At 72.3% G+C, this 26814-nt stretch carries 23 protein-coding genes; 10 read left to right on the top strand and 13 right to left on the bottom strand.

Annotated elements, in window-relative coordinates; all coding sequences use genetic code 11:
• The first annotated feature begins 107 nt into the window (after window positions 1-107).
• Window positions 108-1019, top strand: coding sequence for a siderophore-interacting protein (locus AB0K60_RS14905; protein ID WP_364053723.1), 912 nt, complete (start codon window positions 108-110; stop codon window positions 1017-1019).
• Window positions 1020-1188: 169 nt separating this feature from the next.
• Here AB0K60_RS14905 and AB0K60_RS14910 read toward each other — a convergent pair whose 3' ends face one another.
• The 3 genes from AB0K60_RS14910 to AB0K60_RS14920 form a co-directional block, all read right to left on the bottom strand.
• Entirely contained in the window at window positions 1189-1659 is a 471-nt protein-coding gene (locus AB0K60_RS14910) for a DUF779 domain-containing protein (protein WP_364053726.1), read from the bottom strand.
• Complete coding sequence (gene adh, locus AB0K60_RS14915; protein ID WP_364053729.1) at window positions 1659-3176, bottom strand: aldehyde dehydrogenase; 1518 nt, start codon at window positions 3174-3176, stop codon at window positions 1659-1661. The genes AB0K60_RS14910 and adh overlap by 1 nt, the downstream gene beginning before the upstream one ends.
• A gap of 167 nt (window positions 3177-3343) precedes the next feature.
• Window positions 3344-4588 carry a transcriptional regulator gene (locus AB0K60_RS14920; protein ID WP_364053732.1) on the bottom strand — a complete coding sequence of 415 codons (1245 nt, stop codon included), beginning with the start codon at window positions 4586-4588 and terminating at the stop codon, window positions 3344-3346.
• Window positions 4589-4880: 292 nt separating this feature from the next.
• Here AB0K60_RS14920 and AB0K60_RS14925 point away from each other — a divergent pair, with 292 nt between their 5' ends.
• The 6 genes from AB0K60_RS14925 to AB0K60_RS14950 all read left to right on the top strand — a co-directional run bounded on the left by AB0K60_RS14925 (window position 4881) and on the right by AB0K60_RS14950 (window position 10667).
• Entirely contained in the window at window positions 4881-6119 is a 1239-nt protein-coding gene (locus AB0K60_RS14925; RefSeq protein WP_364053735.1) for an iron-containing alcohol dehydrogenase, read from the top strand.
• A gap of 2 nt (window positions 6120-6121) precedes the next feature.
• Window positions 6122-7513: a histidine kinase gene (locus tag AB0K60_RS14930; RefSeq protein WP_364053738.1), complete on the top strand. Its 1392-nt coding sequence runs from the start codon at window positions 6122-6124 to the stop codon at window positions 7511-7513.
• Window positions 7510-8229, top strand: coding sequence for a response regulator transcription factor (locus AB0K60_RS14935; RefSeq protein WP_364053741.1), 720 nt, complete (start codon window positions 7510-7512; stop codon window positions 8227-8229). Before AB0K60_RS14930 ends, AB0K60_RS14935 begins: the two co-directional genes overlap by 4 nt.
• A gap of 302 nt (window positions 8230-8531) precedes the next feature.
• The gene (locus AB0K60_RS14940; RefSeq protein ID WP_364053744.1) at window positions 8532-9218 is read left to right on the top strand and encodes a helix-turn-helix domain-containing protein; all 687 of its coding nucleotides are present in this window, start codon (window positions 8532-8534) and stop codon (window positions 9216-9218) included.
• A gap of 43 nt (window positions 9219-9261) precedes the next feature.
• Complete coding sequence (locus AB0K60_RS14945) at window positions 9262-9927, top strand: arsenate reductase ArsC (RefSeq protein ID WP_364053747.1); 666 nt, start codon at window positions 9262-9264, stop codon at window positions 9925-9927.
• Window positions 9924-10667: an MIP/aquaporin family protein gene (locus AB0K60_RS14950; RefSeq protein ID WP_364053750.1), complete on the top strand. Its 744-nt coding sequence runs from the start codon at window positions 9924-9926 to the stop codon at window positions 10665-10667. Before AB0K60_RS14945 ends, AB0K60_RS14950 begins: the two co-directional genes overlap by 4 nt.
• Before the next feature lie 217 nt (window positions 10668-10884).
• Here AB0K60_RS14950 and AB0K60_RS14955 read toward each other — a convergent pair whose 3' ends face one another.
• The 7 genes from AB0K60_RS14955 to AB0K60_RS14985 all read right to left on the bottom strand — a co-directional run bounded on the left by AB0K60_RS14955 (window position 10885) and on the right by AB0K60_RS14985 (window position 19165).
• Window positions 10885-12126 (bottom strand): GNAT family N-acetyltransferase, encoded by a 1242-nt coding sequence (locus AB0K60_RS14955; protein WP_364053753.1) that lies wholly within the window; start codon window positions 12124-12126, stop codon window positions 10885-10887.
• A 12-nt stretch (window positions 12127-12138) separates the two neighbouring features.
• On the bottom strand, window positions 12139-12474 hold the full coding sequence (locus AB0K60_RS14960) for a metalloregulator ArsR/SmtB family transcription factor (protein ID WP_364053756.1): 336 nt from the start codon (window positions 12472-12474) through the stop codon (window positions 12139-12141).
• Between the two features lie 184 nt (window positions 12475-12658).
• The gene (locus tag AB0K60_RS14965; RefSeq protein ID WP_364053759.1) at window positions 12659-14173 is read right to left on the bottom strand and encodes a VWA domain-containing protein; all 1515 of its coding nucleotides are present in this window, start codon (window positions 14171-14173) and stop codon (window positions 12659-12661) included.
• Between the two features lie 11 nt (window positions 14174-14184).
• Window positions 14185-15423 (bottom strand): MoxR family ATPase, encoded by a 1239-nt coding sequence (locus tag AB0K60_RS14970; RefSeq protein WP_364053762.1) that lies wholly within the window; start codon window positions 15421-15423, stop codon window positions 14185-14187.
• A gap of 141 nt (window positions 15424-15564) precedes the next feature.
• Window positions 15565-16857 (bottom strand): NDMA-dependent methanol dehydrogenase, encoded by a 1293-nt coding sequence (mdo, locus tag AB0K60_RS14975; RefSeq protein WP_364053765.1) that lies wholly within the window; start codon window positions 16855-16857, stop codon window positions 15565-15567.
• 282 nt (window positions 16858-17139) lie between these two features.
• The gene (locus tag AB0K60_RS14980) at window positions 17140-18447 is read right to left on the bottom strand and encodes an MFS transporter (RefSeq protein WP_364053768.1); all 1308 of its coding nucleotides are present in this window, start codon (window positions 18445-18447) and stop codon (window positions 17140-17142) included.
• 190 nt (window positions 18448-18637) lie between these two features.
• Complete coding sequence (locus AB0K60_RS14985) at window positions 18638-19165, bottom strand: ATP-binding protein (RefSeq protein WP_364053771.1); 528 nt, start codon at window positions 19163-19165, stop codon at window positions 18638-18640.
• 257 nt (window positions 19166-19422) lie between these two features.
• Here AB0K60_RS14985 and AB0K60_RS14990 point away from each other — a divergent pair, with 257 nt between their 5' ends.
• Complete coding sequence (locus AB0K60_RS14990) at window positions 19423-21015, top strand: hypothetical protein (protein ID WP_364053774.1); 1593 nt, start codon at window positions 19423-19425, stop codon at window positions 21013-21015.
• Window positions 21016-21428: 413 nt separating this feature from the next.
• On the top strand, window positions 21429-22169 hold the full coding sequence (locus AB0K60_RS14995; protein WP_364053777.1) for a GntR family transcriptional regulator: 741 nt from the start codon (window positions 21429-21431) through the stop codon (window positions 22167-22169).
• Here AB0K60_RS14995 and AB0K60_RS15000 read toward each other — a convergent pair.
• The 3 genes from AB0K60_RS15000 to AB0K60_RS15010 all read right to left on the bottom strand — a co-directional run bounded on the left by AB0K60_RS15000 (window position 22156) and on the right by AB0K60_RS15010 (window position 25043).
• Window positions 22156-22806 carry a DedA family protein gene (locus AB0K60_RS15000; protein ID WP_364053779.1) on the bottom strand — a complete coding sequence of 217 codons (651 nt, stop codon included), beginning with the start codon at window positions 22804-22806 and terminating at the stop codon, window positions 22156-22158. The two genes, AB0K60_RS14995 and AB0K60_RS15000, sit on opposite strands and share 14 nt — an antisense overlap.
• Window positions 22807-23247: 441 nt before the next feature.
• Window positions 23248-24900 carry a 2-succinyl-5-enolpyruvyl-6-hydroxy-3-cyclohexene-1-carboxylic-acid synthase gene (menD, locus tag AB0K60_RS15005; protein ID WP_364053782.1) on the bottom strand — a complete coding sequence of 551 codons (1653 nt, stop codon included), beginning with the start codon at window positions 24898-24900 and terminating at the stop codon, window positions 23248-23250.
• Window positions 24897-25043, bottom strand: coding sequence for a hypothetical protein (locus tag AB0K60_RS15010; protein WP_364053785.1), 147 nt, complete (start codon window positions 25041-25043; stop codon window positions 24897-24899). The genes menD and AB0K60_RS15010 overlap by 4 nt, the downstream gene beginning before the upstream one ends.
• A 125-nt stretch (window positions 25044-25168) precedes the next feature.
• Between AB0K60_RS15010 and AB0K60_RS15015 the strand changes: the two genes are divergently transcribed.
• The gene (locus AB0K60_RS15015) at window positions 25169-26371 is read left to right on the top strand and encodes an AMP-binding protein (protein WP_364053788.1); all 1203 of its coding nucleotides are present in this window, start codon (window positions 25169-25171) and stop codon (window positions 26369-26371) included.
• The last annotated feature ends 443 nt before the right edge of the window (window positions 26372-26814 follow it).

Raw genomic sequence — 26814 nt, forward strand, 5'->3', positions numbered from 1 at the left:
CACGCAGATCTTCCTTGATAACTCTCACAAAGGAGTTGAATGAAATAATTGAAGCATCTGCTCAGCGATTTCGACGGATATCGCTTATCCGTCACATGGAGGTCGGGATGTCGCGCTCGTTGCCGGTCCGTTTTATCCGCGTCACCGAGGCCAGGCTCATCACACCGCATCTCAGACGCGTCACATTCGGCGGAGACGATCTCGCCGATTTCTCCGCCGCGGGCCCGGACCAGCAGGTGAAGCTGTACTTCCCCACACCCGGCCAGGCACGGCCCCGCCTGCCCGAGCCGGGCGACGACGGCGACATCATGCGCTGGTACGAGGCGTACAACGCCATCCCCGAGCCCGAGCGGCCGTGGATGCGCAGCTACACCCTCCGGGCCCACGATCCGCTCCGCCGTACGATCGACATCGACTTCGTGCTGCACGACGACGCCGGACCGGCCACCCGATGGGCCGCCGCCGCGAAGCCCGGCAACGTCCTCGGCATGTTCGGCCCGTCCGCCGCCTACGCCCGGCCCGTGTCCTTCGCGGTCTCCTTCGCGGAGGCCGACTGGGTGCTGCTCGCCGGGGACGAGACCGCGCTTCCCGCGATCGGCACACTCGCCGAGGCCCTGCCCGCCGGAACCCGCGCCCTGGCGTTCATCGAGGTCAGGGACGCGGCCGAGGAACAGCACCTCGGCTCCGCGGCCGACCTGACCGTGCGCTGGCTGCATCGCGGGCAGGCCCCCGCGGGCCGCACCGACCTGCTGCTTCAGGCGGTACGCCAGGCGGACCTGCCCCCGGGACGCGTGTTCGCGTGGATCGCCGGCGAGGCGGGCACGGTACGCGCCCTGCGCAGGCATCTGGTGAACGACCGCGGCGTGCCGAAACGGTCGATCGACTTCTCCGGGTACTGGCGGCTCCGGCTGACCCAGGACGACGCCCCCACCGACGACGACATGGCCGACGCCCACGAGCAGCTCGCCCACGCCCGGGAACTGCTCGCCGCCTCCGCCGAGCCCGGCGGCCCCGCCTGAGCGTCCATACGGCCGGCACGCTCCGCGCGAATCGGGGCGAGCGAGATGAAGCGGCTCCTTTCAGCGCCGATGCCCGCCCCGCGCCTGCACCGGACGGGGCATCCAGGGTGTTCGCGAATCGCGCGGGCGCGGGGCGCGGAGGCGGGCATCGGACGATCCTGCGCGGCGCCTACAGCGGGTGGTGGTCGGCGCCTGTGGGCAGCGGCGGCTCGGCCTCGGCGCGGGCGGCCTCCTCGTCGGTCAGCAGCCGGGAGCGCAGCAGGAACCTGACGCCCTCGGGGGCCTCCAGGGAGAAGCCGCCGCCCCGGCCGGGCACCACGTCCACGGTGAGGTGGGTGTGCCGCCAGTACCGATGCTGGTCGGCGCTCATCCAGAACGGCGTGTCCCCGGCGACCAGGCCGAGCAGCACGTCCGAGGCGCCGACCCGGAACTCTCCCCGCGGGTAGCACATCGGGGCGCTGCCGTCGCAGCAGCCGCCGGACTGGTGGAACATGACCGGGCCGTGTCGCTCGACGAGCCGGGCCAGCAGGTCCTGCGCGGCCGGGGTGAGGCGCACCCGCTCGACGCGGCCCTGCTCCCCCTCCCCTGCCGCGCCCGCCGGGACCGGGCGGCCGGTCCCGGCGGCGTCGCGGGCGGGCATCAGAAGAAGCCCAGCTTCTTCGGCGAGTAGCTGACCAGCAGGTTCTTGGTCTGCTGGTAGTGCTCCAGCATCATCTTGTGCGTCTCGCGCCCGATGCCGGACTTCTTGTAGCCGCCGAAGGCGGCGTGCGCGGGGTAGGCGTGGTAGCAGTTGGTCCACACGCGGCCCGCCTTGATCTCGCGGCCCAGCCGGTAGGCGGTGTTGCCGTCGCGGGTCCACACCCCGGCGCCGAGGCCGTACAGGGTGTCGTTGGCGATCTTCAGCGCCTCCTCGACGGAGTCGAACGTGGTGACCGAGACGACCGGGCCGAAGATCTCCTCCTGGAAGATCCGCATGTCGTTGGCGCCGCGGAAGATGGTCGGCTCGATGTAGTAGCCGCCCTCCAGGCCCGGCACGGTGCGGGGGCCGCCGCCGGTGAGGACCTGCGCGCCCTCCTTCCGGCCGATGTCGATGTAGGACAGGATCTTCTCGTACTGGTCGTTGCTCGCCTGCGCGCCGATCATGGTGGCGGGGTCGAGCGGGTCGCCGCTGACGATCGCCTCGGTGCGGGCGACGCAGCGGGCGATGAACTCGTCGTAGATCGAGGAGTGGATGAGCGCCCGCGACGGGCAGGTGCACACCTCGCCCTGGTTGAGGGCGAACATCACGAAGCCCTCGACGGCCTTGTCCAGGAAGTCGTCGTCGGCGGCCATGACGTCCGGCAGGAAGATGTTCGGGCTCTTGCCGCCGAGCTCCAGGGTGACCGGGATGATGTTCTCGCTGGCGTACTGCATGATCAGGCGGCCGGTGGTGGTCTCGCCGGTGAACGCGACCTTGGCCACCCGGGGGCTGGACGCCAGCGGCTTGCCCGCCTCCACGCCGAACCCGTTGACCACGTTGAGCACGCCGGGCGGCAGCAGGTCGGCGATCAGCTCCACCACCAGCAGCAGGCTGGCCGGGGTCTGCTCGGCCGGCTTGATCACCACGCAGTTTCCGGCGGCGAGCGCGGGCGCGAGCTTCCAGGCGGCCATCAGGATGGGGAAGTTCCACGGGATGATCTGCCCGACCACGCCCAGCGGCTCGTGGAAGTGGTACGCCACCGTGTCGGCGTCGATTTCGCCGATGCCGCCCTCCTGGGCGCGGATCGCGCCGGCGAAGTAGCGGAAGTGGTCGATGGCGAGCGGCAGGTCGGCGGCGAGCGTCTCGCGTACCGGCTTTCCGTTCTCCCAGGTCTCCGCGACGGCCAGCCGTTCGAGGTTCGCCTCCAGCCGGTCGGCGATCTTGTTGAGGATGTTCGCGCGCTCGGTGGTGGAGGTGCGGCCCCACCGGTCGGCCGCCGCGTGCGCGGCGTCGAGGGCGAGGTCGATGTCGGCCGCGGTGGACCGCGGCACCTGGCAGAACGTCTGTCCGTCGACGGGTGAGGGGTTGTCGAAGTAGCGTCCCTCGACCGGGGCCGTCCAGGCGCCGCCGATGAAGTTCTCGTAGCGCTCGGCGAAGCTCACGACGCTGCCGTCCGCACCCGGCTTGACGTAGACCACGGTTGCCTCCTCGCGGGTTCACGCCACCGCCTCACGGTGGCCGATTCCCTGGTGTTGTGCTGCAGGCCACACTGCGACCGCGAGGTTGCCGGAAGGTATCCGCGCCCGGCATGGACCGTCATTGGGACATCCGGTACACCGGGCGGCCCCCGTCGGCCCGATGAGGCTCAGCCTTGGGCGGCCTGGATGCGGGCGGCGGCGATGCCGCGGCGGCCGTCGTCCGGCGGCAGCAGCCGGTGGGCGTGCTCGTGGACGGCCATGTCGTACGGGTGCCGCCGGCCGTACCGCAGCGCGAGGTCGGGGTCCGGTGACGCGAGCACCGCCTCACGCACCGCGACCTCCAGGTAGGAGCGCCACTCCACGATGCCCGGCACGTCGGACTCGGGCAGCAGCGGGCCGGTGTAGGCGCGGACCGCCGAGGCGGTGTCCCCGGCGTCCAGCGCGGCGAGCACGTCGGTGGCGTCGCAGTCGATGGGCTCGGTCAGGGCGTACCGGCGCTGGGAGAGCGCGCCGCCGAGGGCGCGGCGCAGGTGGGAGACCTGGGCCTTGAGCGTCGCCGCGGTGACCGGCCGGTCGCCGAAGAGGGCGGCCTGCAGGCGTTCGGGCGAGAAGCCCTCGGGCTCCAGGGCCAGCAGGGTGAGGATCTCCAGTTGGCGCGGGCGTAGCCGCAGCGGGACGCCCGCGCTCCACGCCTGCCCGCCGCCCAGGCAGTTGAGCCGGATCCCGGCGGCCTGCGCGGGTGCGCGGCCGGGCATGAGCCCGACCAGCCGGGACTCGATGGCGGACACCAGGGTTCGCACCGTGGACATGGCGAGCGGATGGGACCGGTCCCATGTGCTGGACAGATCGAGTACGCCGAGGATGCGCCCGGCGGGCGAGTGGATGGGGGCCGAGTAGCACACCCAGCCGTGCAGCGCCGCGACCAGGTGCTCGGCGGAGAACACGGCGGCCGGGCGGCCGTCGCGCAGGGCCAGGGACAGGGCGTTGGTGCCCATGCCGGTCTCGTCCCACCGGCCGCCGGGGGCGAAGTTCACCCGTTCGGCGCGGCGGCGCATCACCCGGCCGCCGCAGGTCCACAGGATCGTGCCGGACTCGTCGGTGACGGCGGCGATGAACCCGGCGTCGTCGGCGATCGCCCGCAGCTCGTCGGCGAGTTCGAGGACCGGCCCGCGCAGCGGGGAGTCCAGCCAGCGGTCGGGTCCGTCGTCGTCGACCGGCGCGCTGTCGCGGCCCGGATCCACCAGCGGCAGCGACCTGCTCCAGGAGGCCACGATCTCGTCGCGAAGCAGCCGACCCGGGCCGGGCGCGGAGGATGGCAGCACGGAGGACGGCAGCAGGCGTGCCGGCACGCGGCGAGACCACTCGTGCTCCAGCTCGGCGCGCCGCCTTCGGAGGGTCTCACGACCGGTCATTGCCCCTCCCTCGTCCGCCCCATCCTGCCGGCGGCCGTACCGGCGGTTTGCCGGTGATGATGCCGCATGACGCCCGCGGGCGCACCTACCCGTTCGGATAGGTCCCCCGGTCCGAAATGACGGTTTCATGACTAGCCCCGCCGGGTCTACCGTCGGGAGGGCGATGGCGGATAACTCCACGCAACGCAGCGGAAACACCGGCGCGTCCATCGGGGTAATGTGCCATCACCGATGGGTCGGCCCCATCGTGGCTCAGGGAGTTCCTTTGCGGCGTGTTGTGGAAGGCCCGGCGATGGCCGAAGCGGATGACGGCTCGGCGTTCCCGGGCGTCGAGCTGACCGGCCCGCAGCGCATCGTGCCGGGCGGCGCACGCGAGCCGGTGAACCTCGCCAAGTTCCACGCCCCGGAGATCGTGTTCGGCCCCGGGTCGCTGGCCGAGCTGGGGCACTGCGCGCTGCGCGTGGGCGCGCGGCGGCCGTTCCTGGTGACCGATCCGGGGCTGATCGAGGCGGGCTGGCTCGACGAGGCGCTGGGGCACCTGCGCGCGGCCGGGCTGCGTCCGGTGGTGTGGCACGGGGTCACCCCCAACCCGAAGGATCACGAGATCGAGGCCGCGTACGGCGAGTACGCCGACAGCGCCGCCGACGTGATCATCGGCCTGGGCGGCGGGTCGTGCATCGACGCCGCCAAGGGCGTGGCGATCCTGTCCGGCAACGGGGGCCGCATCCTCGCCTACGAGGGGGTGGACAAGGTGGTCCACCCGATCCCGCCGACGGTGATGGTGCCCTCCACCTCCGGCACGGGCGCGGACGTCTCCCAGTTCGCCGTGGTCACCGACACCGCCAACCACATCAAGATCACCATCATCAGCCGGACCCTGGTGCCGGAGATCTCGATCATCGACCCCCGGCTGCTGATCACGATGCCCGAGTGGCTCACCGCCGCCACGGGCCTCGACGCGCTCACCCACGCCGTCGAGTCGTACGTGTCCCGGGCGCACAACCCGCTCACCGACAACCACGCGCTGCACGCCGTACGCCTGATCACCGAGCATCTGCGCCGCTCGGTGGAGCGCCCCCGGCTCGCCGGGCCCCGCCTCGGGATGGCGCAGGGCGCGCTGGAGGCCGGGGTGGCGTTCACCAACGCCATCCTCGGCGCCACGCACGCGATGAGCCACCAGGTCGGCGGCCTGCTCGACGCCCCGCACGGCGTCGTGAACGGGGTGCTGCTCCCCCACGTCATCCGGTTCAACGCCGCCGCCGACCCCGAGCGTTTCGTGCCGCTCGCCGCCGCGGCCGGGATCCGGGACGCCGGGCGCATGCCCGCCGCCGAGGTCGCCGCCCTGCTCGCCGACCGGGTGCGCGAGCTCGCCGACGCGGTCGGCGTACCGCGCGGCCTGTCCGCCCTCGGCGTGACCGACCGCGACGTGCGCCGCCTCGCCGGCAACACGATGCGGGACGCCTGCCTGACCACGAACCCCCGCGACGCCTCCCAGTCCGACATCGAAGCGCTGTTCCGCGCGGCCCTGTGACCATGAGCGCCTCCCCCGCCGCCGTAGAACCGCCCGAACCGCCCGCCCGCCCGACCGACCTGGGCGCGCTCACCGGCGTGCGGTCGGGCAAACGCTCCTTCTATCCCGAGTACGTCCGCTCGATGGAGCGGCTGGAGCGGGCCGTCGAGGCGCTCGACGGCATCTCCCAGGCGCTGGTCCGCAGCGCCGAGGGGCCGCGGGCGCTGGTCGAGGCGGTCGTGCACGCCGCCGCCGAGCACCTGCACGCCCGGTGGCTGCTGCTGGCGGTCGCCGACGGCGCGCTGAGCGCGGTGCGGCCCCGCTTCCTGCTGCTGGACGGCGACCGGCTCATCGACGACGAGGCGCTGCTGCCCGCCGAGGCCCGCCAGCACCTGGCGGTCGTCCGCGCCCGCCCCTGGGAGGCCGGGCGGGCGCACGCGGGCGACGGCTGGGTGCGCGCCCCGATGTTCCTGGACGGCGAGCCCGTCGGCGGCATCGTCGCCCGGCCGGGTCCGGGTCTGGAGGTGGCCGCCACCGACCTGGCGATCCTGCGGGTGCTGGCCAACCAGGCGGCGGTGGCGCTGTACAACGCGTTCCTGTTCCAGTCGGCCACGCGGCTGCGCGGCCGTACCGAGCGCCTCACCGAGGCCGCCGCACGGCAGGCGCGGGACCTGGCGGCGCGCAACGCCGAACTGGCCGAGGCGCAGCGCCGGCTGGTCGACGCGATGCACCGCCAGGCGCTCGACGACGAACGGCACCGCATCGCGCGGGAGCTGCACGACACCGTCGCCCAGCACGTGCTGTCCGCCGGGATGACGATCGAGGTGTGCCGGGCCGACCTGGAGCGCATGGGGCCGGAGGCTGCGGAGGTGGCCCGCCGCCTGCTGCCCGCCAAGGACCTCACCAGGATCGCCGTGGAACGGCTGCGCGGCGCCATCTACGCGTTGCACAACGCCTCCGACGAGCCGGCCGGGCCGCTGCCGGAGATGCTGCGGCGGCTGTCCACGGTGCACCTGAAGACCGACCTGACGGTCGAGGTCGTGGTGCGCGGGCGGCAGATCCCGCTGCCCGCCGAGGCCGAGCGGTCGCTGCTGCGCCTGGTCGGCGAGGCGCTGTTCAACACCGCCGCGCACGCCCGCGCGACCCGGGCCCGGGTACGGCTGGCGTACCGGCCGGACGCGGTCACCGTCACGGTCAGCGACGACGGCGACGGCGACCCGGCCGCCATACGGCGGCTGCTGCGGCTGGCGCAGACCACCGACCTCGCCGGCCGCCACCAGGGGCTCGTCAACATGCTCGCCCGCGCGGAGCAACTCGGCGGCACGCTGACGATCCGGCGGGCCCGAATGGGCGGCATCGCGCTGCGGGTGCACGTCCCGCTGCCGGTGCCGGAGAGAACGGGGTGGCATCGATGACCGCAGGCAAGCGCGTGGAGGCCGCAGAAAGGCCCGGACCCGGCGACGGGCCGGACGCCCGGCACGGCGGTGCGGCGACCGACACGACGACCAGCATCGTCCTCGTGGACGACCACGCGATCGTACGCCAGGGGCTGCGCGCGATCCTCGACCGCGAACCCGACCTGCGGGTCGTCGGCGAGGCGAGCACGAGCGAGGAGGCGCTGTCGGTGGTGCGCCGCACCGAGCCCACGATCGTCCTGCTCGACCTGAAGCTGTCCACCGGCGCCGACACCGAGGGCCTGGACCTGTGCGGCGTCCTCACCGAGCGCCACCCCGCCGTCGGTGTGCTGGTGCTCACCACGTTCCTCGACGACGCGCTCGTCATGGAGGCCATCCAGCGCGGCGCACGCGGCTACGTGGTCAAGGACGTCGACACCACCGAACTGGTCAACTCGATCAGGGCCGTGGCCCGCAACGAGAGCGCCTTCGACCCCCGCTCGGCGGCGGCGATGGTCCGCTCCCTGCGCGTACACACCCGCCGCCCCGGCCTGACCGACCGCGAACGCAACGTGCTACGCCTCATCGCCCGGGGCCTCGGCAACCGCGACATCGGCCGCGAACTGTTCATCTCCGAAACCACGGTCAAATTCCACGTCCGCAACATCATGCGCAAACTGGAGGTGGCCAGCCGCGCCGAGGCCGTGTACGAGGCCAGCAAGAACGGCCTGATCTGAGCCGACGGCCACCGGATGCCGGCCTTCGTCGAGAAGCTCAGCAGCACAACCTCAGATAGTCCTGCAGATCGCCAAGGATGCGGGCGACGCTGTCGCGGTCACCCCGATACAGCACTTTGTCGGCCTGGCCACCGGCATCAGCGGCGGCCTGCTCGGCACTCCGCTGCCGCCGGCGTCTCCCAGGGCGGCGGCTGCTGCGGATAACCCGGCTGATCACTGGCGGCTCCGGCCGCTCGTCGGGCGGCCTCGGCTCGGCCTCAGGCTTGACTCGCGGATTCATCTCAGCGAATATTGACTCAATTATGGTTGATATATCTGATGTCGAGCGGCGGGCCGCACGGCACGCGGCGCTGGGGGACCCGGTCCGGCTGGCGATGGTCGATGATCTGCTCCTGGGGGACCGTTCGCCCGGCGAGCTCGGCGAGGCGTTCGGCCTGTCGTCCAACCTGCTGGCCCATCACCTCAAGGTGCTGCAGGAGGCCGGGCTGATCACGCGGACGCGCTCGGAGGCCGATCGGCGGCGCAGCTACGTCCGGCTGCTGCCCGGCGCGCTGGCCCGCCTCGGCCCCGCGCCGGCCGCGCCGGCGACGCCCGAGCGGGTGGTGTTCGTCTGCACCCACAACTCCGCTCGCTCGCAACTGGCCACCGCCCTGTGGCGGCGCCGCAGCCCTCTGCCCACCGCCTCGGCCGGCACTCGCCCCGCCGCCCGCGTGCACCCGCGCGCCCTGGCCACCGCCCGCCGCCACCACCTGGACCTGGATTCCCGCGCCACCGCCCACATCAGCGACACCGTCCGCGCCGGCGACCTGGTGGTGGCGGTCTGCGACAACGCCTACGAAGACCTGCCCGCCCGCCCTCCGCTGCACTGGTCGGTGCCCGACCCCGTACCCGCCGACACCGACGACGCCTTCGAACGCGCCTACGACGACCTGCGCGACCGCGTCGACCGGCTCGCCACCGCTCTCCACCCCAGCCATCCCCCGCTCTGACGCCGCCCCGCACCGCCGCGCCGTCCTTGAGGAAGGGCACACCATGACCCAGCCCGCCTATCACCTCGCCGACCTGACCATCGACCAGCGGCACGCCCTGCTGACCGCCGCCCGCACCCTTGCCGCCGAGTTCGCCGGCACCTTCGGCACCGAGACCATCGACCGCTTCCTGCACACCAGCTACGACCGGTTCGCCGGCCGCGCCACCGTGGCCCACTTCCTGCCCCTGATCGCCGAACGCTTCGCCCGCCAGCGGCTGCGCGCCCTGGCCCGCGTCGAGGGCAAGGACACCTCCGGCATCCCGATCGTGCTGTTCTTGTGCGTGCACAACGCCGGCCGCTCGCAGATGGCGCTCGGTTTCTTCACCCACCTCGCCGGGGATCGGGCGATCGGCTGGTCGGGCGGCTCCGAGCCCGGCGAGCAGATCAACCCGTCGGCGATCGAGGCGATGCGCGAGCGCGGCATCGACATCGCCCGCGAATACCCCAAACCGTGGACGCGGGAGATCGCCCAGGCCGCCGACGTCATCGTCACCATGGGCTGCGGCGACGCCTGCCCCGTCTTCCCCGGCAAACGATACGAGGACTGGGAGTTGCCCGACCCCGCCGGACGGTCGGTGGAGGCGGTCCGGCCCATCCGCGATGAGATCGAGCGCCGGGTGCGCGCCCTGCTGGCCGAGCTCGGTGTGCCCGCCGGGAGTGCCGCGTGACCGCTCTGGCCCGGCGAGCGCTCGCCGAAGCCGTCGGCACCGGCCTGCTGGTCACCTCCGTGATCGGGTCGGGCATCATGGCCCAGGGCCTGTCCCCCGGCGATGTGGGCCTGCAACTTCTGGAGAACTCCACCGCCACCGCGTTCGCGCTGATCGCGCTCATCCTGATCATGGGCCCGGTCTCCGGCGCGCACTTCAACCCCGTCGTCTCGCTGGCCGACTGGCTGCTCGGCCGCCGCACCGGCGACGGCCTGGACGGGCGCGCCCTGCTGGCCTACCTGCCCGCCCAGATCATCGGCGCGATCGGCGGCGCGGTGCTGGCCCACCTGATGTTCGAGCTGCCCGCCGTCACCGTCTCCACCCACCAGCGCACCGGCACCGGGCTGTGGCTGGGCGAGATCGTCGCCACCGCGGGGCTCATCGCCCTGATCTTCGCCCTGGCCCGCACCGGCCGCGCAGCGCTGGCCCCGCCTGCCGTCGGCGCCTACATCGGCGCCGCCTACTGGTTCACCTCGTCAACATCCTTCGCCAACCCCGCCGTCGCCCTCGGCCGTACCCTCACCGACACCTTCGCCGGCATCGCCCCGGCCTCCGCGCCCGGCTTCATCGCCGCCCAGCTGGCCGGCGCCGCGCTCGGCCTGGCCCTGATCCGGCTGCTGTATCCGGCACAACCGATTCCGCGACAGGCCGCCGGGCCCGAGCACCTGGCCGCCGACCCCGCGACGGCAGCCCGACCGTGATGAAGGCCCCGGCCGTCAGGAACGACGACCGGGGCCTGCAACGTGGACGTACCGGTGTGCGTGTCGCCTCTCGGCGGCAAGCACAACGCGGCTCCAGCCGAACGGTAGTCCGCGAAGGCGATGGGTGAAACCTGGGGACAGTGCGGCACACCGGCCAGGAGGCAGGTAACCGCCCCGCGGCCGCCGATGTTTTCGAGCGGCGGTGCGGAGCGACGGTTCAGGTTCCGGTCACGGCGCTGCGGCGCTCGATCAGCAGCACGTCCCGCCAGACGCCGTGGTGGCGGCCGATGCGTTCGCGGGTGCCGACCACCTTGAAGCCGAGGGCCTGGTGCAGGGCCAGGCTGGCGGCGTTCTCGGCGAAGATGCCGGACTGGATCGTCCAGATGCCCGCGTCCTCGCTTGCGGCGATGAACGCCGTCAGCAGCGCCCGGCCGATGCCCTGGGCCTGGCGGCCCGGGTGAATGTAGATGCTGTGCTCGACCACTCCGGCGTAGACCGGCCGGGGCGAAACCGCCGAGGCGGCCACCCAGCCGAGCACCTGGCCGGTGCCGGTGTCGCAGGCCACATAGCGCAGGTGGGGCAGCTTGGCCGCGGTGAAGTCCGCCCAGCTCGGAGCGATGGTCTCGAAGCCGGCCCGGCCGGTGTCGAGCCCGGCCTGGTAGATGGCCAGCACCTGCTCGGCGTCGTCGGCGCGCATCGGCCGGATCTCCACGCCCGCCCCGGCGGCGGGCTTGGCGGCTTGGACGATCGCCGAGTGCACGCCGTCGCCGTGGTCGGCGGTCAGGGTGATGCGCAGGCCGGTGAACCCGGCCGCCGCCAGCGACCGCCGGTACTCGGCCACCGGTAGCGCCCCGGCCACGCAGCCGATGCGCCGCTCGGCCGCCGCCCGAGCGTCCGCGTCCGGCGCGCCGTCGACCACGCCATCGACGACGATGTCGCTGACGCCGAACCGGCCGCCCGGCCGCAGCACCCGGAACGCCTCGGCCAGCACCTCGGCCTTGTCGCTGGACAGGTTGATCACGCAGTTGGAGATGACCACGTCCACCGACCGCTCCGGCAGCGGTACCCGCTCGATCCTGCCGTGCAGGAACTCCACGTTGCCCGCGCCGGCCTGCTCGGCGTTGCGCCGGGCCAGTTCCAGCATGTCCGTGCTGGCGTCCACCCCGTACACTTTCCCGGACGGGCCGACGCGGCGCGCTGACAGCAGCACGTCGATGCCACCGCCCGAGCCGAGATCGAGCACCACCTCACCGGGCCGCAGGTCGGCGACGGCAACCGGGTTGCCGCAGCCCAGGCTGGCCCGCACCGCCCCCTCGGGCAGCGCGCCGAGATCGTCATAACCGGCCGCGCCGAAGCGGCCCTGATCGAACGCGTCCTGCCCGCAGTCGGCGACGACCCGACCGGCGTCCGCAGCGCGGGCCAAAGCCGAGTAGTGGTCGATGATCTCGTCGTACGCCATGACCAAGCTCCTTCACTCGCAGGCGGGCGCGGCCGGCGCGGGGTTGCCCATGACCACGTCGGCGGCGGTCGGGAAACAGCGCACACAGTTCTCGTTGATCCGGTACAGGCTGGACGTGCCCTGCCGCTCGACCAGGACGAACCGCACCTCGGCCAGGATCTTCAGGTGGTGCGAGACGGTCGACTGGCCCACCCCGGAGGCGGCCACGATCTCGCCCACGCTCATCGGCGCGCGCCGCCGGGCCAGCAGCGACACGATCTGGATCCGCGTGGCGTCGGCCAGGGCCTTGAACCAGCTCGCGTACTCCTCGGCCTCCGCGCGCGGCAGAGGCCCCTCACTCGCTTTCATCGTTAATCGACGATATTCGATAAATAGGGAAAGCGGAACCCCCGCTGTCACCCGCTCCCGGAAAAACTCATGAACGTGCATGAGCGATCATGGCCGCGCGCCGACCTGGGGATGTCCCTCCGGCGAAAGTGCGCGTCTCGGGCACGTGATCCGGTGCATCCTCGCTAAGTCGCTTGGCGGGTGCTCATCTGCCGGTCGCCTCGGCCGCCATGCGGTGAGCCGCACGTTCCAGGTCCGCCAGGTCGGAGACCACCTCCACCCGGTCGCACAGTCCGGCGTACGCGGGCAGGTCGCAGCCGCCCAGCCGCCAGGAGTAGCGCGGCTCCGGGGTGAGCCACACCGTCTCGCGCACCCGCCGGGTGATCTCCTCGAACGTGTCGGACGCCGGGTCGTTGCCGTTGCCCCGGCCGTCCCCGAGCACGAGCAGGGTGGTGCGCCGGTTGAGCGCGCCGGAGTGCTCCGACAGCAGCGTACGGAACGTGCGGCCGTAGTCGGAGTTGCCGTCCACGTCGAGCATGCCCCCGGCGGGCAGCCCGTCGAACACCAGGCCCAGGGCGCGTTCCAGCGGGTGCGCGGCGAACACCTCGGTGATCTCCACCGGCTCGTCGACGAACGCGAACGAGCGCACCTGGCCGAACAGCGACTGCATGCCGTGCACCAGGTGCAGCGTGAACCGGGCGGCCGCCCGCACCGACAGCGAGACGTCCGCCAGCACCAGCAGCCGCGGCCGGTCCTCGGCGCGGGTGACGGTGACCGGGCGGAACGGCACGCTGTCGTAGCGCATGTTGCGGCGCATCGTGCGGGCCGGGTGCACCCTGCCGCGCGATGTGGGACGCCTGCGCGGGGTGAGCGCGCCGTCCAGGGTGCGGGCGAGGCGGCGCAGCGATTCCTCCATGCGCCGCCGTTCCAGCTCGTCGGTTCGCTCGGCCCGGACGGGGCCGCGCGGCTCCGGCGACTCGATCGCCACCCGGGACAGTCCGGCGAGCCGTTCCAGGTGCCGTTTGAGCAGCTCGGTCAGGTTCTCGACGAACCCGTCGAGGCGGTCGCCCACGGGCTCGTCGCCACCGGTCTCGCCTTCCGGGCGATCCGGCGGGCCGTGGTCTCCGGCCACGCTCAGCTCGATGCCGTCGCGGTTCCCGGACGCCGGGGCGAGCCTCCCGGGAACGCCCGCGTTGTGCAGGCGTTCGGTGTCGAGCTGTACGGCCGAGCGGTCGCCGCCGCCGACGCCGTCCTGGGAGAGCACGATCTCCTCGGTCATCCCGGCCAAGTCGATCTTGTCGGCCTCCTGGTGCAGGTTGTACTGCTGGGCCAGGTCCTGCTGGTCGAAATAGTCGCGGATGTCGGCGGGCTTGCCGTGGCTGTGGCCCTGCCGCGGCGTCTGCGACGGCTCCTCCGAGACCGTGAACCCCGCCGGTTCGCCGAGGTCCGCCAGGTCGTCGTGCGCATGCCCGTGCCCGCCGTCGCCGCCCCCGGCCGCGACGGGGCGCAGGGCGAAGAACGCGTCGAACAACTCGGTGAACAGCGCGTCGTCGCGGCGGTCCTTCACCAGGGTGACCCGCAGCGCCTCACGTAGCGCGTCCCGGCCGGCGAGCAGGCCCGGCTGCGCGGCGGCGCGCATCGCGTCCGTGGCCTCGGACACCGACACGCGCACCCCCGCCATCCGGAGCAGTCGGACGAATCGGTGCAGGCTGCTCTCCACGCGCCGCCCCGCTACCTGCCGCTACGGCGTCCGATGGCGGCGAAGGCGCGGCTCCCCTGCCCGCCGCCGCCCCCGCCGGGCCGCTGCACCGGCCCCCGGCCGGGTGCGCCGTAGTAGTTCTCGTTGTGCCGTCCGGGCAGGTCCTTGGCCTCCCGCACGGCCTTGCCCACCGGGTCGCCGCCCTCGTCGGCGTCGCCGTCACCATCGAACCCGGCGGTTTCCCGATGGTCGTGGCCATGCCCATGACCATGCCCGTGACCGTGCCCGTGTCCATGACCGTGCCCGTGCGTGGCCTCGTCGGGCAGCTCACGGTTCGGATCGACGAGCCGGGGCAGCACCTCCAGCGCGTGACCGATGTCCCGCTCGTACTTCAGCACCACGTTCACCGTGTCCGCGAGCACCTCCGCCGACAGCTCCCGCACCCCGAGCACCGCCAGCGTGCGGGCCCAGTCCACGGTCTCGGAGATGCTGGGATGCTTGCGCAGCCGCAGCCCGCGCAGCTCGCGTACGACGGCCACGAGCTGCCGCGCCGCCGCCTCGGCCAGGCCGGTCCGCTTGCCGACCACGATCTCCAGCTCGCGCTCGGCGTCCGGATAGTCCAGGAACAGGTACAGGCAGCGGCGCTTCAACGCCGCCGACAGGTCGCGGGTGTTGTTGGACGTGAGGATCACGTACGGCGGATTCTTCGCGATATACGTGCCGATCTCCGGCACCGACACCTGCTGCTCGGCGAGACACTCCAGGAGCACCGCCTCCAGCGCCTCGTCGGCCCGGTCCACCTCGTCGATCAGCAGCAGCACCGGCTCCTCGCTGCGGACGGCCTCCAGCAGCGGCCGGGGCGCGAGGAACCTGTCGGAGAAGAAGACGCTGTCCTGCGCGCCGACACGCTCCACGGCGGCGGCCAGGTCGGGCGCGTCCGCGACGATCTCGCCGATCTTGTCGCGGAGGAGCTGGGTGTACAGCAGTTGCTTGCCGTAGTCCCACTCGTACAGCGCCTTGCTCTCGTCCTGCCCCTCGTAGCACTGCAGGCGGATCAGCCTGCGCCCGGTGGCCGCCGCCAGCGCCTTGGCCAGCTCGGTCTTCCCGACCCCGGCCGGGCCTTCGAGCAGCACGGGCCGGTGCAGCCGGGAGAGCAGGAACACGGTCGTGGCGAGCCTGCGATCGGCGATGTAGCCGTGCTCGGCGAGCCGTCCGACGACATCCTCGACGGACTCGAACGGCATCTCGACCGCATGGGAATTCTCGGACACACTTCCTCCGGCTGGTGTCGTTCGATCGGCGTGAGCAGGGGCGGCATTGAGTACGTGGCGGGTGTATGGCGGGATGTACGCGGCGGGGCCGCCGCCCGGGTCGTCGCGCGATCCCGGGCGGCGGCAGGGGCTCAGGACGGCTCAGCTCAGCAGGTCGTCCAGGTCGCCCGTCATGCAGTGCTCGACGACCGGCCGCACGGTGTCGAAGGTGCACTCCTTGGGGTTGCCCGGCGTGCAGGCGTCGCCGAGGACATGGTTGGTGATGCGGTCCACGTCCGACGCGTCGCCCTTGATCACCGGGGCGTTCGCGTAGAACTTGGTCGGCCCCTGGCCGAGCCGGTTCTTGCTGTAGGTGTCCTGCTTGACGTCGACGAACCGCTCCGGGATGCCCACGTCGCGCAGCAGCCGGATCGCCGCCGCCAGCGCCGCCTCGGCCGCCCGCACCTTCGTCATGCCGTGGGTGTCCACGCCCATCGCCTCGGCGAGGTCGGCGAACCGCTCGTACGCGACCGGCATGTTGAACGCCCACACCCGGGGCAGCGCGATCGCGTTGTTCAGCCCGTGGTGGGTGTCGTAGCAGGCGCTCACCGCGTGCGAGATCGAGTGCACGATGCCGAGCCCGCCGGAGTTGAACGCCTGGGCGGCGACGTACTGGGCGTACATCATGCCCTCGCGGCCGGCGAGGTCCTGCCCGTTCCACACCGCCGCCCGCAGGTGCTGGGCGGTGAGGCGGACCGCGTGCAGCGCGCTGCCCAGGGACGGCTGGAAGTTCAGCCGCGACACGTACGGCTCGGAGGCGTGCGCCAGCACGTCGAAGCCGCACTGCGCCGTGTAGTCCATCGGGCAGTCGTAGTAGAGCGTCGGGTCGTCGATGGCCAGGGTGGCGACGCAGTGGTCATCGAAGGCGACGTACTTGTGCGGATTGTCCGGATCGGTGGTCGTGTCGGTGATCACGTACGCCCACGAGGTCTCCGAGCCGGTCCCGGCGGTCGTGGACACCGCGATGTGCGGCGGGTTCTTGGGGTTCTCCGACTTGTTGAAGCCCTCGAACTCGTTGATGTTGCGCCCGTCGTGCGCGATCGACACCCGCGCGCCCTTGCACGCGTCGTGCGACGAGCCGCCGCCGATGGAGACGAACGAGTCGCACTTGTGCTCCTGGTACAGCGCGACGGCGTCCATCACGTTGTAGTCCTTGGGGTTGGACTCCACCTTGTCGTACACCACGACCTCAAGGCCGTGGTACTTCATCGACTCGACGATCCGGTACACGGTGTCGCTGCCCCGCAGGCCCGTGGTCATGACCAGGGTCTTGCGGAAGCCGAGCTTCTTCGCCTCCGGTCCGATCAGCTCGGCCGCGCCGGGCCCCAGAAGGGCACGCGGGAACGGGTGGAACTCCTTGATCGGGAAGGGCCTGATGAGTTCTTCGACCTTCATGCTTCGTCCTCTCTGAGCCAAGACGCGCTCAGGCGACGGGGGCCGGGATGCCCGCGTCACGCCGTCTTCCGCACCGGATGCCGCGACCGTAAAGTGACGCCGGTCACTGCCGGAAGACGCCGCGGGCCGATCCCGTACCGCTGGTGGCCACATCGGCACGACCGGTTGGGTACGCACCTGCCCGATCGGTCAGGTACGAGTTGTCGGCCGGGGGAGGCGTCGGCCGTCTCGGGAAAGGACATGTTCGGAACCCGACCCGACAAGCCCGCCGGTCGGTCCGGCTCAGAGCGGCGAGGCGGCGGCGTCGGCCGGTGCGGTCGCCCGCGTGCCGTCCGGAGCCCGCAGGTTGCGCACCCCGGGGGCGAGCAGCGCGGCGAGCGAGACCAGGAGCACGATCGCGGCGCAGCCGAGCAGGGCCGCGTGCGGGCCGACGAGCACGGCCGCCGGGCCGGCCAGCATCAGGCCGATCGGCCCGAGGGCCAGCGAGCCCAGCGCGTCATAGGAGCCCACCCTGGACAGGGACTCCGGCGGGATCTCCCGCTGCAGGGTGGTGCTCCACAGCACGCCGAAGACGTCGAAGCACACGCCCATCACGAACGCCCCGGCCACGATCATCCACAGCGGCGCGCCCACGCCGAGCGCCACGTACGGCAGAGCCGTCGGCAGGGTGAGCAGCGTCCCGACCAGAATGGGCCGCCGGGGCCGCAACCGGATGGAGACCACCACCCCGAAGATCATGCCGAGGGCCTCCCCCGCCAGGACCGCCGACCATGCGGGCGCGCCGCCCAGCTCGTCCCGGGCGATCAGCGGGCCGAGCACGCCGTGCGCGGCCTGGATGGCCAGCACCATCATGGAGAACTGCGCGACCACCACCCACAGCCACTGCCGCGAGACGAACTCCCGCCACCCCTCCCGCAGATCGGCCAGCACCGACGACCTCCCGGCGCCTGCGGTTCCCCCGGCGCCCTCCGCGCCCTCCACGCCCCCGCCCCGCGCCCGCGGCTGACGCAGCAGCGCGACCAGCACCCCGGCGACGGCGAACATCGCCCCGCTCGCCGCAAGCGACCACCCGGCCCCGAGCAGCACCACCGCGCCGCCGCTGAGCACGAGCCCGGCGACCCGCGCGCTGTTGCCCCCGAGCCCGATGAGCGCGTTGGCGGCCTGCAGCCGTTCGGCGGACACCACCTCGGGGATGATCCCGGTCAGCGCCGGATACAGCAGCGCCCCCGCGATGCCGGAGGCGGCGCTCGCGGCGATCAGCGCGGGCAGCGGCGTCCACCCGGTGAGCATCATCACGGCGAGGGCGGAGTACGCCGCCGCGTTCGCCCCCTCGCTCATGGCGATCACCCAATGCCTGGGCAGCCGATCCGCGAGCACCCCGCCGACGAGCATCAGCGCCACCATCGGCAACGCCTCCGCCGTCAGCACCGCCGACAGCGTGGTGGCCGTGGCCCCGGGCAGGGCGAGCACCCCGAACGCGAGCGCCACCGGGGCGAACGCGGAGCCGAGCATCGATATGGTCCGGGCGGCCAGCAGCAGGACGAAACGCCGATCCTGGAGAATGCCGAGATCACGACGGACGGTGGACACGACGACTCCCCAGGTGACACGAAAGACGGAAAGTCCATGCTCTCGCCCGGTGCCCGACTTCTCACCTCATTTTCCGCGCCGCAGTGCGGCGAGGAGCGTGCGGGAGGCCGCCCCGCCGCCGTACGCCGGACCGCTCCTGACCAGCCGGTCCCGGCCGAGCCCGCGCCGTACGACGCCGCCGGGCCGCCGCTCAGGTGCCGAGGAGCAGCTCCGCCCACACCGCGTGCCCGACGGCGGGACATCCCCGCACCCCGGTCCCGCGGGCGAGCCGGGCCACGGCGGGCAGGCCGTACCCGTGCTCGGTGAGGTTCAGCCCGGCCGGCGGGCGGGTGAACACCGGCCGCCCGCCGCCGCCGAGGTCGCACACGACGATCCGGGCCAGCTCGCCGACCCGGCACAGCTCCAGGACGTACGTCCCGCCGTCCTCGCCCGACCGGGTGTGGCGGGCCGCGTTCGCCGCGAGCTCCCCCGTGATCCACGCGGCGTCGTCGGCCCGCGAGGTGTCGTTGAGGAACACGCGGGCCAGCCGCCGCGCGTCCGCCACGTGGCGGGCCGTACCGGGAAAGACCTTGCGCCAGGTCTCGACCTCGCCGGGACGGCGGAGCGCGGCCCACAGCCGCTCCGGGCAGGGCTCGGGAAACCCCGGCTCGCGGGAGGCCCCGCACCGCACGCCGGGAACGCGCAGGTCCGGGAGAAAGGGATCGGGCAGGCCAGACACGTGGAACGCTCCTTCGATTCGACTGGAAAGTGCAGCCCCATACCCTGTCCTCAGCGGTTGACCCACGGGACCTCCACGTGCCCGAACCGAACCGCTCCGCACGGGGGGCACGACGAGCTGCCGGAACCCGCCCCGGCGCGAGGCGCGGGACTCCACGGCGTGACGGCGGGTTGAGCCATTCGATCGACCACAGCGTGACCATCGCTATACGATCCGTATATCGCCGCTGGTCGGGAGCGTTTGGTGAAGGAGGTTCAATGTCCGGCGAGGGCTACAGGACTCTGCTGCGCTGTCGCACCTGGAGCGAACGGCTACGCGCCAAGGGCTTCACCTGGGATCAGATCGCCGACGTGCTCGCGCTGACCCACCAGGACAGTCCCCTGCGCCTCTACCGGTTCGCACACGGCCGCACCGCCATCGACGTCGTCAACGAGTTCAACGACCTGGACCCTGCCGGTACGGCGTCGCTGCGCGAGGGCCGCCTGTTCGACTTCGAGAACTGGCCCGCCCGCGGCCGACGCCCCACCAGGCGCGTCCTGGTCGTGCTGGCCCGCATCTACCAGACCGCCGCCCGCAACCTCGTGACCGAAACCGTCCTCGGCACCTACACCCCCTACGACCGGGATGTCATCGAACAGACCGACTTTCGTCACCTCGACCCGTTCCAGCCCGTCGCCCCCTGCCCCGATCGCCCGGCCGATGACAGCATGACGAGCAAGGCACGCAAACGGCCCGGCCGCGAGAACACGGCCCTGAGCACCGCAGCGTGCAGTGAGCTGCTCCGCGCCGTCACCATCGAGGAGGACGACATGCAGCGACGCGAGCTCGTTTTCGAGTTGTCCCTCGCCCTGGGCGGCCTCCCCGCCCTGCACCTGCTCCGCCACCTCACCCCCGCCGAGGAGGACCGCCTCGCCCGCGCCGTACGCGGCCAGGGCCGCATCGACGCCGCCACCGTCGCCACCATCGAGAAGCTCACCGCCCGCTGCCGCCGCCTCGACGACACCTACGGCCCCGCCAAGGTCCTGCCGGTCGTCGAAGCGAATCGCGAAATGGTCTCCCGCCTGCTCGCCACCCAGTCCCTGCTCCCCGGCCTACGCACCCGCCTCGTCCACGCCTACGCCGAACTCGCGCAATCGGCGGGCTTCCTCGCCTTCGACCAGATGGACTACGCCAAGGCGGCCCAGTCACTCGACCGTGCCCTCGGGGCCTCACTGGAATGCGGCGACGCGGCGCTCACCTCGTATATCCACCATTGGCACAGCGAAATGGCCAGCTTCGCAGGCCAGCCCGCCAAGGGCCTGGACCATGCCCTCGCAGCCCAAGGCTGGGCCAACCGCAGCAACAGCAACCTGATTCGAGCGCGCAGCGAGTACGCCGAGTCCTACGCGCTCTCCCTGCTCGGCGACACGGAGAACAGCCTGCGCAGGCTGGAGGCGGCAAATCACTGGGCGGGCAAACCGGCCACGGCAGAACCCGCCTACCTGTATTGGATAGCCGAATCCGGAGGCGTGGCAGGAGCGGCCTTCCACATCTACACCAACCTCGGCCGCACCAAAGACGTATTCGACACGACCGCTGCACGGCTGGCGAATTGCGGTTCCCTCTACAGCCGCTCGGCGGCCTTCGCCCTGATTCACCAGGGCATGGCCCTCACCCAACTCAAGGAGATCCCCGAGGCCACGACCAAGCTCGCAGCCGCCGTACCCCTGATGCGCACCCACAGCTCCGCCCGCCTCCGCCACCTGTTCGGCGAGGCCCGCAAACGCCTCGCCCCTTGGTCGAACAACGCCTACGTCCGATCCCTCGACGAGCAACTCAAGCTGCCGACCACACAAGCAGACATGTCATAGCAATCCCAGAATCGTTTGTCCCGCCGGTGCTCTGCCCAGCGCCTTCGCCAAGTGAGAGGCGGAGGCGTGTCGGCTCGTCGCAGCTCCTGCGGCGTATCGTACGGCAACCCGATCTCCGACGGCTCGGATCTCCTCGACGGTCCGTCCGCCCTCCCCTGCGAGTCGCCACAGAACCGCGACGGCCTCGCCCACACCTACCCATGGCGGCGGCAGCAGAGGCGTTGCACAGGGCCAAGGCGTGCCCCATCTCCCCACCGAGCAACCGACGTCGTAGCGGCCACCGGAAGCACACCACCTTACGCGACCTGAATGGGCCGAAAACGCTATCCCACCCGCGATGGCATTTGTCCGGACATTCTGACGTCCGCTACCCTGATCGCACCTACCACGGCCCAATGTGCCCGAGGAGAAGGATGTCCCCCCAACTCGACTTCGAGCTGGATCGATCGAGCCCCGTCCCTCTCTACTTCCAGGTGGCCGAGCAGATCTCCGAGGCGATCCGGCGCGGCGATCTGGCCCCCGGGTCGCGCCTGGACAACGAGATTCAGCTCGCCGATCGGCTGGGGCTGTCGCGTCCCACCGTACGGCAGGCGATCCAATACCTGGTGGACAAGGGCCTGCTGGTGCGCAAACGCGGCGTCGGCACCCAGGTGGTGCACGGGCAGGTCAAGCGGTCGGTCGAGCTGACGAGCCTTTACGACGACCTGCGTCGGGCCGGGCAGGAGCCCGCCACGCAGGTGATCTCCTTCGGCACGGTGGGGGCCGATGAGGAGGTGGCCGGGATTCTGGCGGTGCCCGCCGGGACCGAGGTGTTGCGGCTGGAGCGGCTGCGGCTGGCGGGCGGCGAGCCGCTCGCCCTGTTGCACAACTGGCTTCCGCTCGGCCTCGCCCCGCTGACCGCCGAGTCACTGGAGAAGCGCGGCCTGTACGAGTTGCTTCGGTCGGCCGGGGTGCGGATGCGGGTGGCGAACCAGCGGATCGGCGCCCGCGCCGCCGGCACCGCCGAGGGGCGGCTGCTCGACGAGCGCCGGGGCGCCCCGCTGCTGACCATGATCCGCACCACCTACGACGACCAGGGCCGGGCGGTCGAGCACGGCTCGCACGTCTATCGCGCTTCGCATTACTCGCTGGAGGTCACGCTCATCGAGCGCTGACGGCGTCCGCCGCCGCCTCCGCCGGGGCGATCTCGGCGGCGGCCCGCGCGGCACGGCGCTTGAACCACAGGGTGGTGCCGAGGCCGAACAGCAGGGCCGCCACGAGCCCCACCCAGGAAAAGCCCTTCAGCCACTCCTCGGCGACCCGGCCCAGATAGAAGATCGCGAACGTGGTGCCGCTCGCCCACAGGATGCCGCCGAGCATGTTGGCGATGAGGAATCGCCAGTACGGCATGTGCAGCGCCCCGGCCAGCGGCCCCGCCAGGATGCGCAGCAGGGCGATGAACCGCCCGAAGAACACCGCCCAGACGCCCCACCGGTCGAACGCCTCGCGTGCCTTGGCCACGTGTGAGGGCCCGAAGTGCTTGGGGAACCTTCGGCCGAGGCGGTCGAACAGCGGCTGCCCGCCCTTGCGCCCGATGAGGTAACCGATCGAGTCCCCCACGATCGCCCCCGCGCTCGCGCACACCGCCACCACCAGCGGGCTCACGACGCCCTTGGCGGACAGCAACGACGCGCTCACCAGCACGATCTCGCCGGGAAGCGGAATACCGAGGCTCTCCAGCCCGATGACGAGCCCGACCAGCACATAGATCCACTCATGCGGGATCGCGTTTAGCCACTCCTCGATATGCATGTATCTCCCCCTGATCCGGACCGGCGGCCGGCCCATTCTGCCGCACACCGGGCATCTTCGTCCGCCGACCTTGGGTAAAACTCGAGGTAAGCGGCCCGATGGTGCGAACTCCTGCAAAATCTCCCGAATGTTAGAGTCCGGATCTTTCAAATGAGTTGCGGGATCGGCCGCTCAGCGGCGAAATATTCCATGATCCGCCGGGCTCGGGGGTGTACGCGCCGCCTCCGACGCGCCGTCCCGGTTTCGTGGGCCGGCCCACGTCCGTCAAAGCGTGCCGCACCGACGACGGCCGCGTACGCAAGATGAGCGGGTCGAACAAACCGGGCCAGGGCCGCCAAGGCGCGTGCCGAGGTGGCTGATGCGCGCCGGGACCTCGCACGCGATCGCCTCGTCCGTGGCCGAGGTCCCCGGCGACCGCCGTACGCCCGAATCGTCACCCCGTCACAGGACGGCGCGGACGGCCACCTGGGCGGCGTCGCGCAGGGCGGCGTGCACGGCCGCGTTGGACTCGCGGTCGGTGCGGGCCTCGACGATGCGCAGGCCCTCGCCTCTGATCGCCTTGGGCAGGTCCTCGATGGCCGACACGGGCGTGTACGGCGTGCCGGTCGCGGCGGCCAGATACCCCAGGTCCACCCCGTGCGGCGTACCGAAGACCCGCTCGAACGTGTCGGTGAGGGCCGCCTGCGGCAGCAACGAGAAGATGCCTCCCCCGTCGTTGTTCACCACGACGAGGCACAGGTCGGGCCGCGGCTCGCGGGGGCCGAGGATGAGCCCGTTCTGGTCGTGCAGCAGCGACAGGTCGCCCAGCAGCGCGTACGCGGGGCCGTTGTGGGCGATCGCCGCGCCGATGGCCGTCGAGACCAGGCCGTCGATGCCCGAGGCGCCCCGGTTGGCGAGCACCCGCACGCCCCGGCGCGGGCGCATCACCTGCTCCATGTCGCGTACCGGCATGGACGAGCCGCAGAACAGCAGCGACCCGTTGGGGAGGTTGTCGGCCAGGTCCCTGGCGATCCGGGGCTCGCTCATGCCGCCCGCGTCGAGCACCCCGTCGATCGCCTCCCTGGCCGCCGTCTCGGCCCGCCGCCAGGCGCGCAGCCAGGAGTCGCCGCCCGCCGCGACCGGGATCTCCACCGCCTGCGCGACCTGCGTGGCCGAGCGGGTCGGGTCCGGCCAGCGGGACAGGTCGGGCGAGACCACGATGTGCTCCTCGGCCCGCTTCAGCCACGACAGCAGCGGACGCGACAGCCCGGGGCGTCCCAGCGTCACCACCACGTCGGGCCGGTGCGCGTCGGCGAACTCCGGCATTCCCAGCAGGAAGTGGTAGGTGGACACGGCGTGGTCGCCGTAGCGGGCGCCGCCGTTCGGCTCCGACAGCACCGGCCAGCCGGCCATGCCCGCCGCGGCCACGTACCGGCGCACGTTGGAGGCGCCGTCGCCGACCACGAGCACGCCGCGCCGGGTCGGCGCAATGTGCAGGGCGGCGGATGGCGTCATCCGCACCCGCACCCACGGGCCGGTGGCGTCGCCCTCCAGGGACTCGCACCAGTTCTCGTCCCCGTCGGGGATGAGCGGCTCGCGGAAGGCCACGTTGAGGTGGACGGGTCCGGGGTCGGCCGGGCCGAGCGCCCGCTGGTAGGCCCGGCACGCCAGCGACCGCCAGTACGCCACCTGCCCGGGACGGTCCTCGGGCACGCCCACCTCGGCGAACATGCGCACCGCCGAGCCGTACAGCTTGAGCTGGTCGATCGTCTGGTTGGCGGCGGTGCCGCGCAGCTCGGGCGGCCGGTCGGCGGTGAGCACCAGCAGCGGCACGCCCGCCTCGTGCGCCTCGATGACGGCCGGGTGGAGGTTGGCCGCCGCCGTCCCCGAGGTGCAGATCACCGCGACCGGGCGTTCGGAGCGCCGGGCCAGGCCCAGCGCGACGAACCCCGCCGAGCGTTCGTCCACGCGTACGTGCAGCCGCAGCCGCGACTCGCGGTGCACCGCGATGGCCAGCGGCGCGGACCGGGATCCCGGCGCCAGCACCACCTCCGTGAGCCCGCATCGCGCGAGCTCGTCCATGAGGACGGTGGCGAGCGCCGTCGCCGGGTTCACCCGCCCTCCCCGCGCCGCCGATCGGCTCCGGCACGGGTGGGCGCGATGCCCTCGACGCTCTCGACGCTTTTGAGGCGGGCTCGCGGTGGGGTGCCGGGTGGTGAGGGAGAAATCCGGCCCACGCTGGTTTCCTCCTCGCCCACGTGTCCCTCCTTCGCCCCGATCGGCCTGGTGACCCGCCCGGCCGTTCCCGGGCTCCCGTTCCGCCCGGCTCGTACCGTTTGGCGTGCTCGTCATGGCCGCGCCCGCTCGCACTAACCTTACGACCGTGCCGACTCGTCCTGTACACGCACTCCTCCTACCTCCGGGCCCGGCGGTGTTCGACGCCGTACGGCGGGCGCTCGACGGCGAGGGCCCGGCGGTGCTGCCGCTCGCCCCCGATCTGCCCCGCCCCGCGCTGGAGGCGGCCCTCGAGGCGCTGCGGCCCACGCACGTCGTCACTCCCGACGGCGTGAGCCGGTACGCGGAGGGCGTCCCGGCCGCCGAGGAGACCGCGGTGATCATCGCGACCTCGGGGACGACCGGCACGCCGAAGGGGGTCGAGCTGTCGGCGGCGGCGCTGCGGGCCTCCGCCACCGCCTCGCTGGAGCGGATGGGGGCGCGGCCCGGCGACCCGTGGCTCTGCTGCGTGCCGCCGTCGCACATCTCGGGCGTTCAGGTGCTGGTAAGGGCGCTGGAGAGCGGCGTCGAGCCGGTGATCCACGCCCGCTTCTCCCCGGCGGAGGTGATCGCCACCATGACGGCGGGCGGTCCCCACCACGTGTCGATGGTCCCCACGCAGTTGCGCCGCCTGCTCGACCACGTGGCCGGGCTCGGCGGAGGCCGGGGTGCCGATCTGTCGATGCTGGGCACGATCCTGATCGGCGGCGCCGCCGCGTCATCCCGCCTGCTGAGCGAGGCCCGCGCCGCCGGTGCGCGGATTTTGACCACGTACGGCATGAGCGAGACGTGTGGCGGTTGCGTGTACGACGGCGAGCCCCTTTACAAAGTAGAGCTGAAGGTGGGCGGGGACGGCCGCGTCCGCATCCGAGGGCCCGTGCTCTTCTCCGGCTACCGGCTGCGCCCGGACCTGACCGCCGAGAACGTCGAGGACGGCTGGTTCGTCACCTCCGATCTCGGCGAGCTGGACGGCGGGCGGCTCCGCGTCCTCGGGCGTGCCGACGACGTCGTCATCACCGGCGGCCAGAAGGTGGTGACCGGTCTCTTGGCCGACCTGCTGGCCGAGCATCCCGCGGTCAAGGACGTGGTCGTGGTGGGGCGGCCGGACCCCGAGTGGGGCCAGCGCGTGGTCGCCGTCGTCGTGCCCGCCGATCCCTTCGCCCCGCCGCTGCTGGAGGACCTCCGGGTCTTCTGCAAGGAGCGGTTGCCCGCCTACGCCGCCCCCCGGGACCTCGAACTCGTGCCCGCCATCCCCCTGCTCCCCAACGGCAAGCCCGACCTGGCCGCGCTGCGCGAGTCCCCCGCCCGGTGAGCCGGAGCCCGGCGGCGGCCGCCGTGGGTGCTCTCCCGCCTCTGGTACGGCCCGCTCGCCGAGCCTATGGGGACGCACTCCGCCTCGGGAAGGCGGCGTACCCGGGATCGTGTCGGCGGCGACGTGTGCGCAGGGGGAAGGCACCGGTGCCGGTCCGGGCCGCCCGTGAGTCTTCGGCGGCCTGCGGGCAGGCGCCCGGTCGTGCCGGCGGCGACGTGTGCACCGTGCGAAAGCACCGGTGCCAGTCCGGGCCGCATGTGGGTCTTCGGCGGCGTGCGGGCACGCGCCCGGTGGTCCCGGCGTGCCGCCGGGACGCTGTTTTCCGGTTTCGGCGCTTCACCCATGCGTCAACTAAGACTTCCTTTACGCCGGATCGGGCATGATGTGGGGCACGGCACCGGCATGATCGCCGGCGGCCGGGGCCGTGCCACACCGGCGACGCC

It is taken from the genome of Thermopolyspora sp. NPDC052614 (genome assembly GCF_040678635.1).
Lineage (GTDB): Bacteria > Actinomycetota > Actinomycetes > Streptosporangiales > Streptosporangiaceae > Thermopolyspora.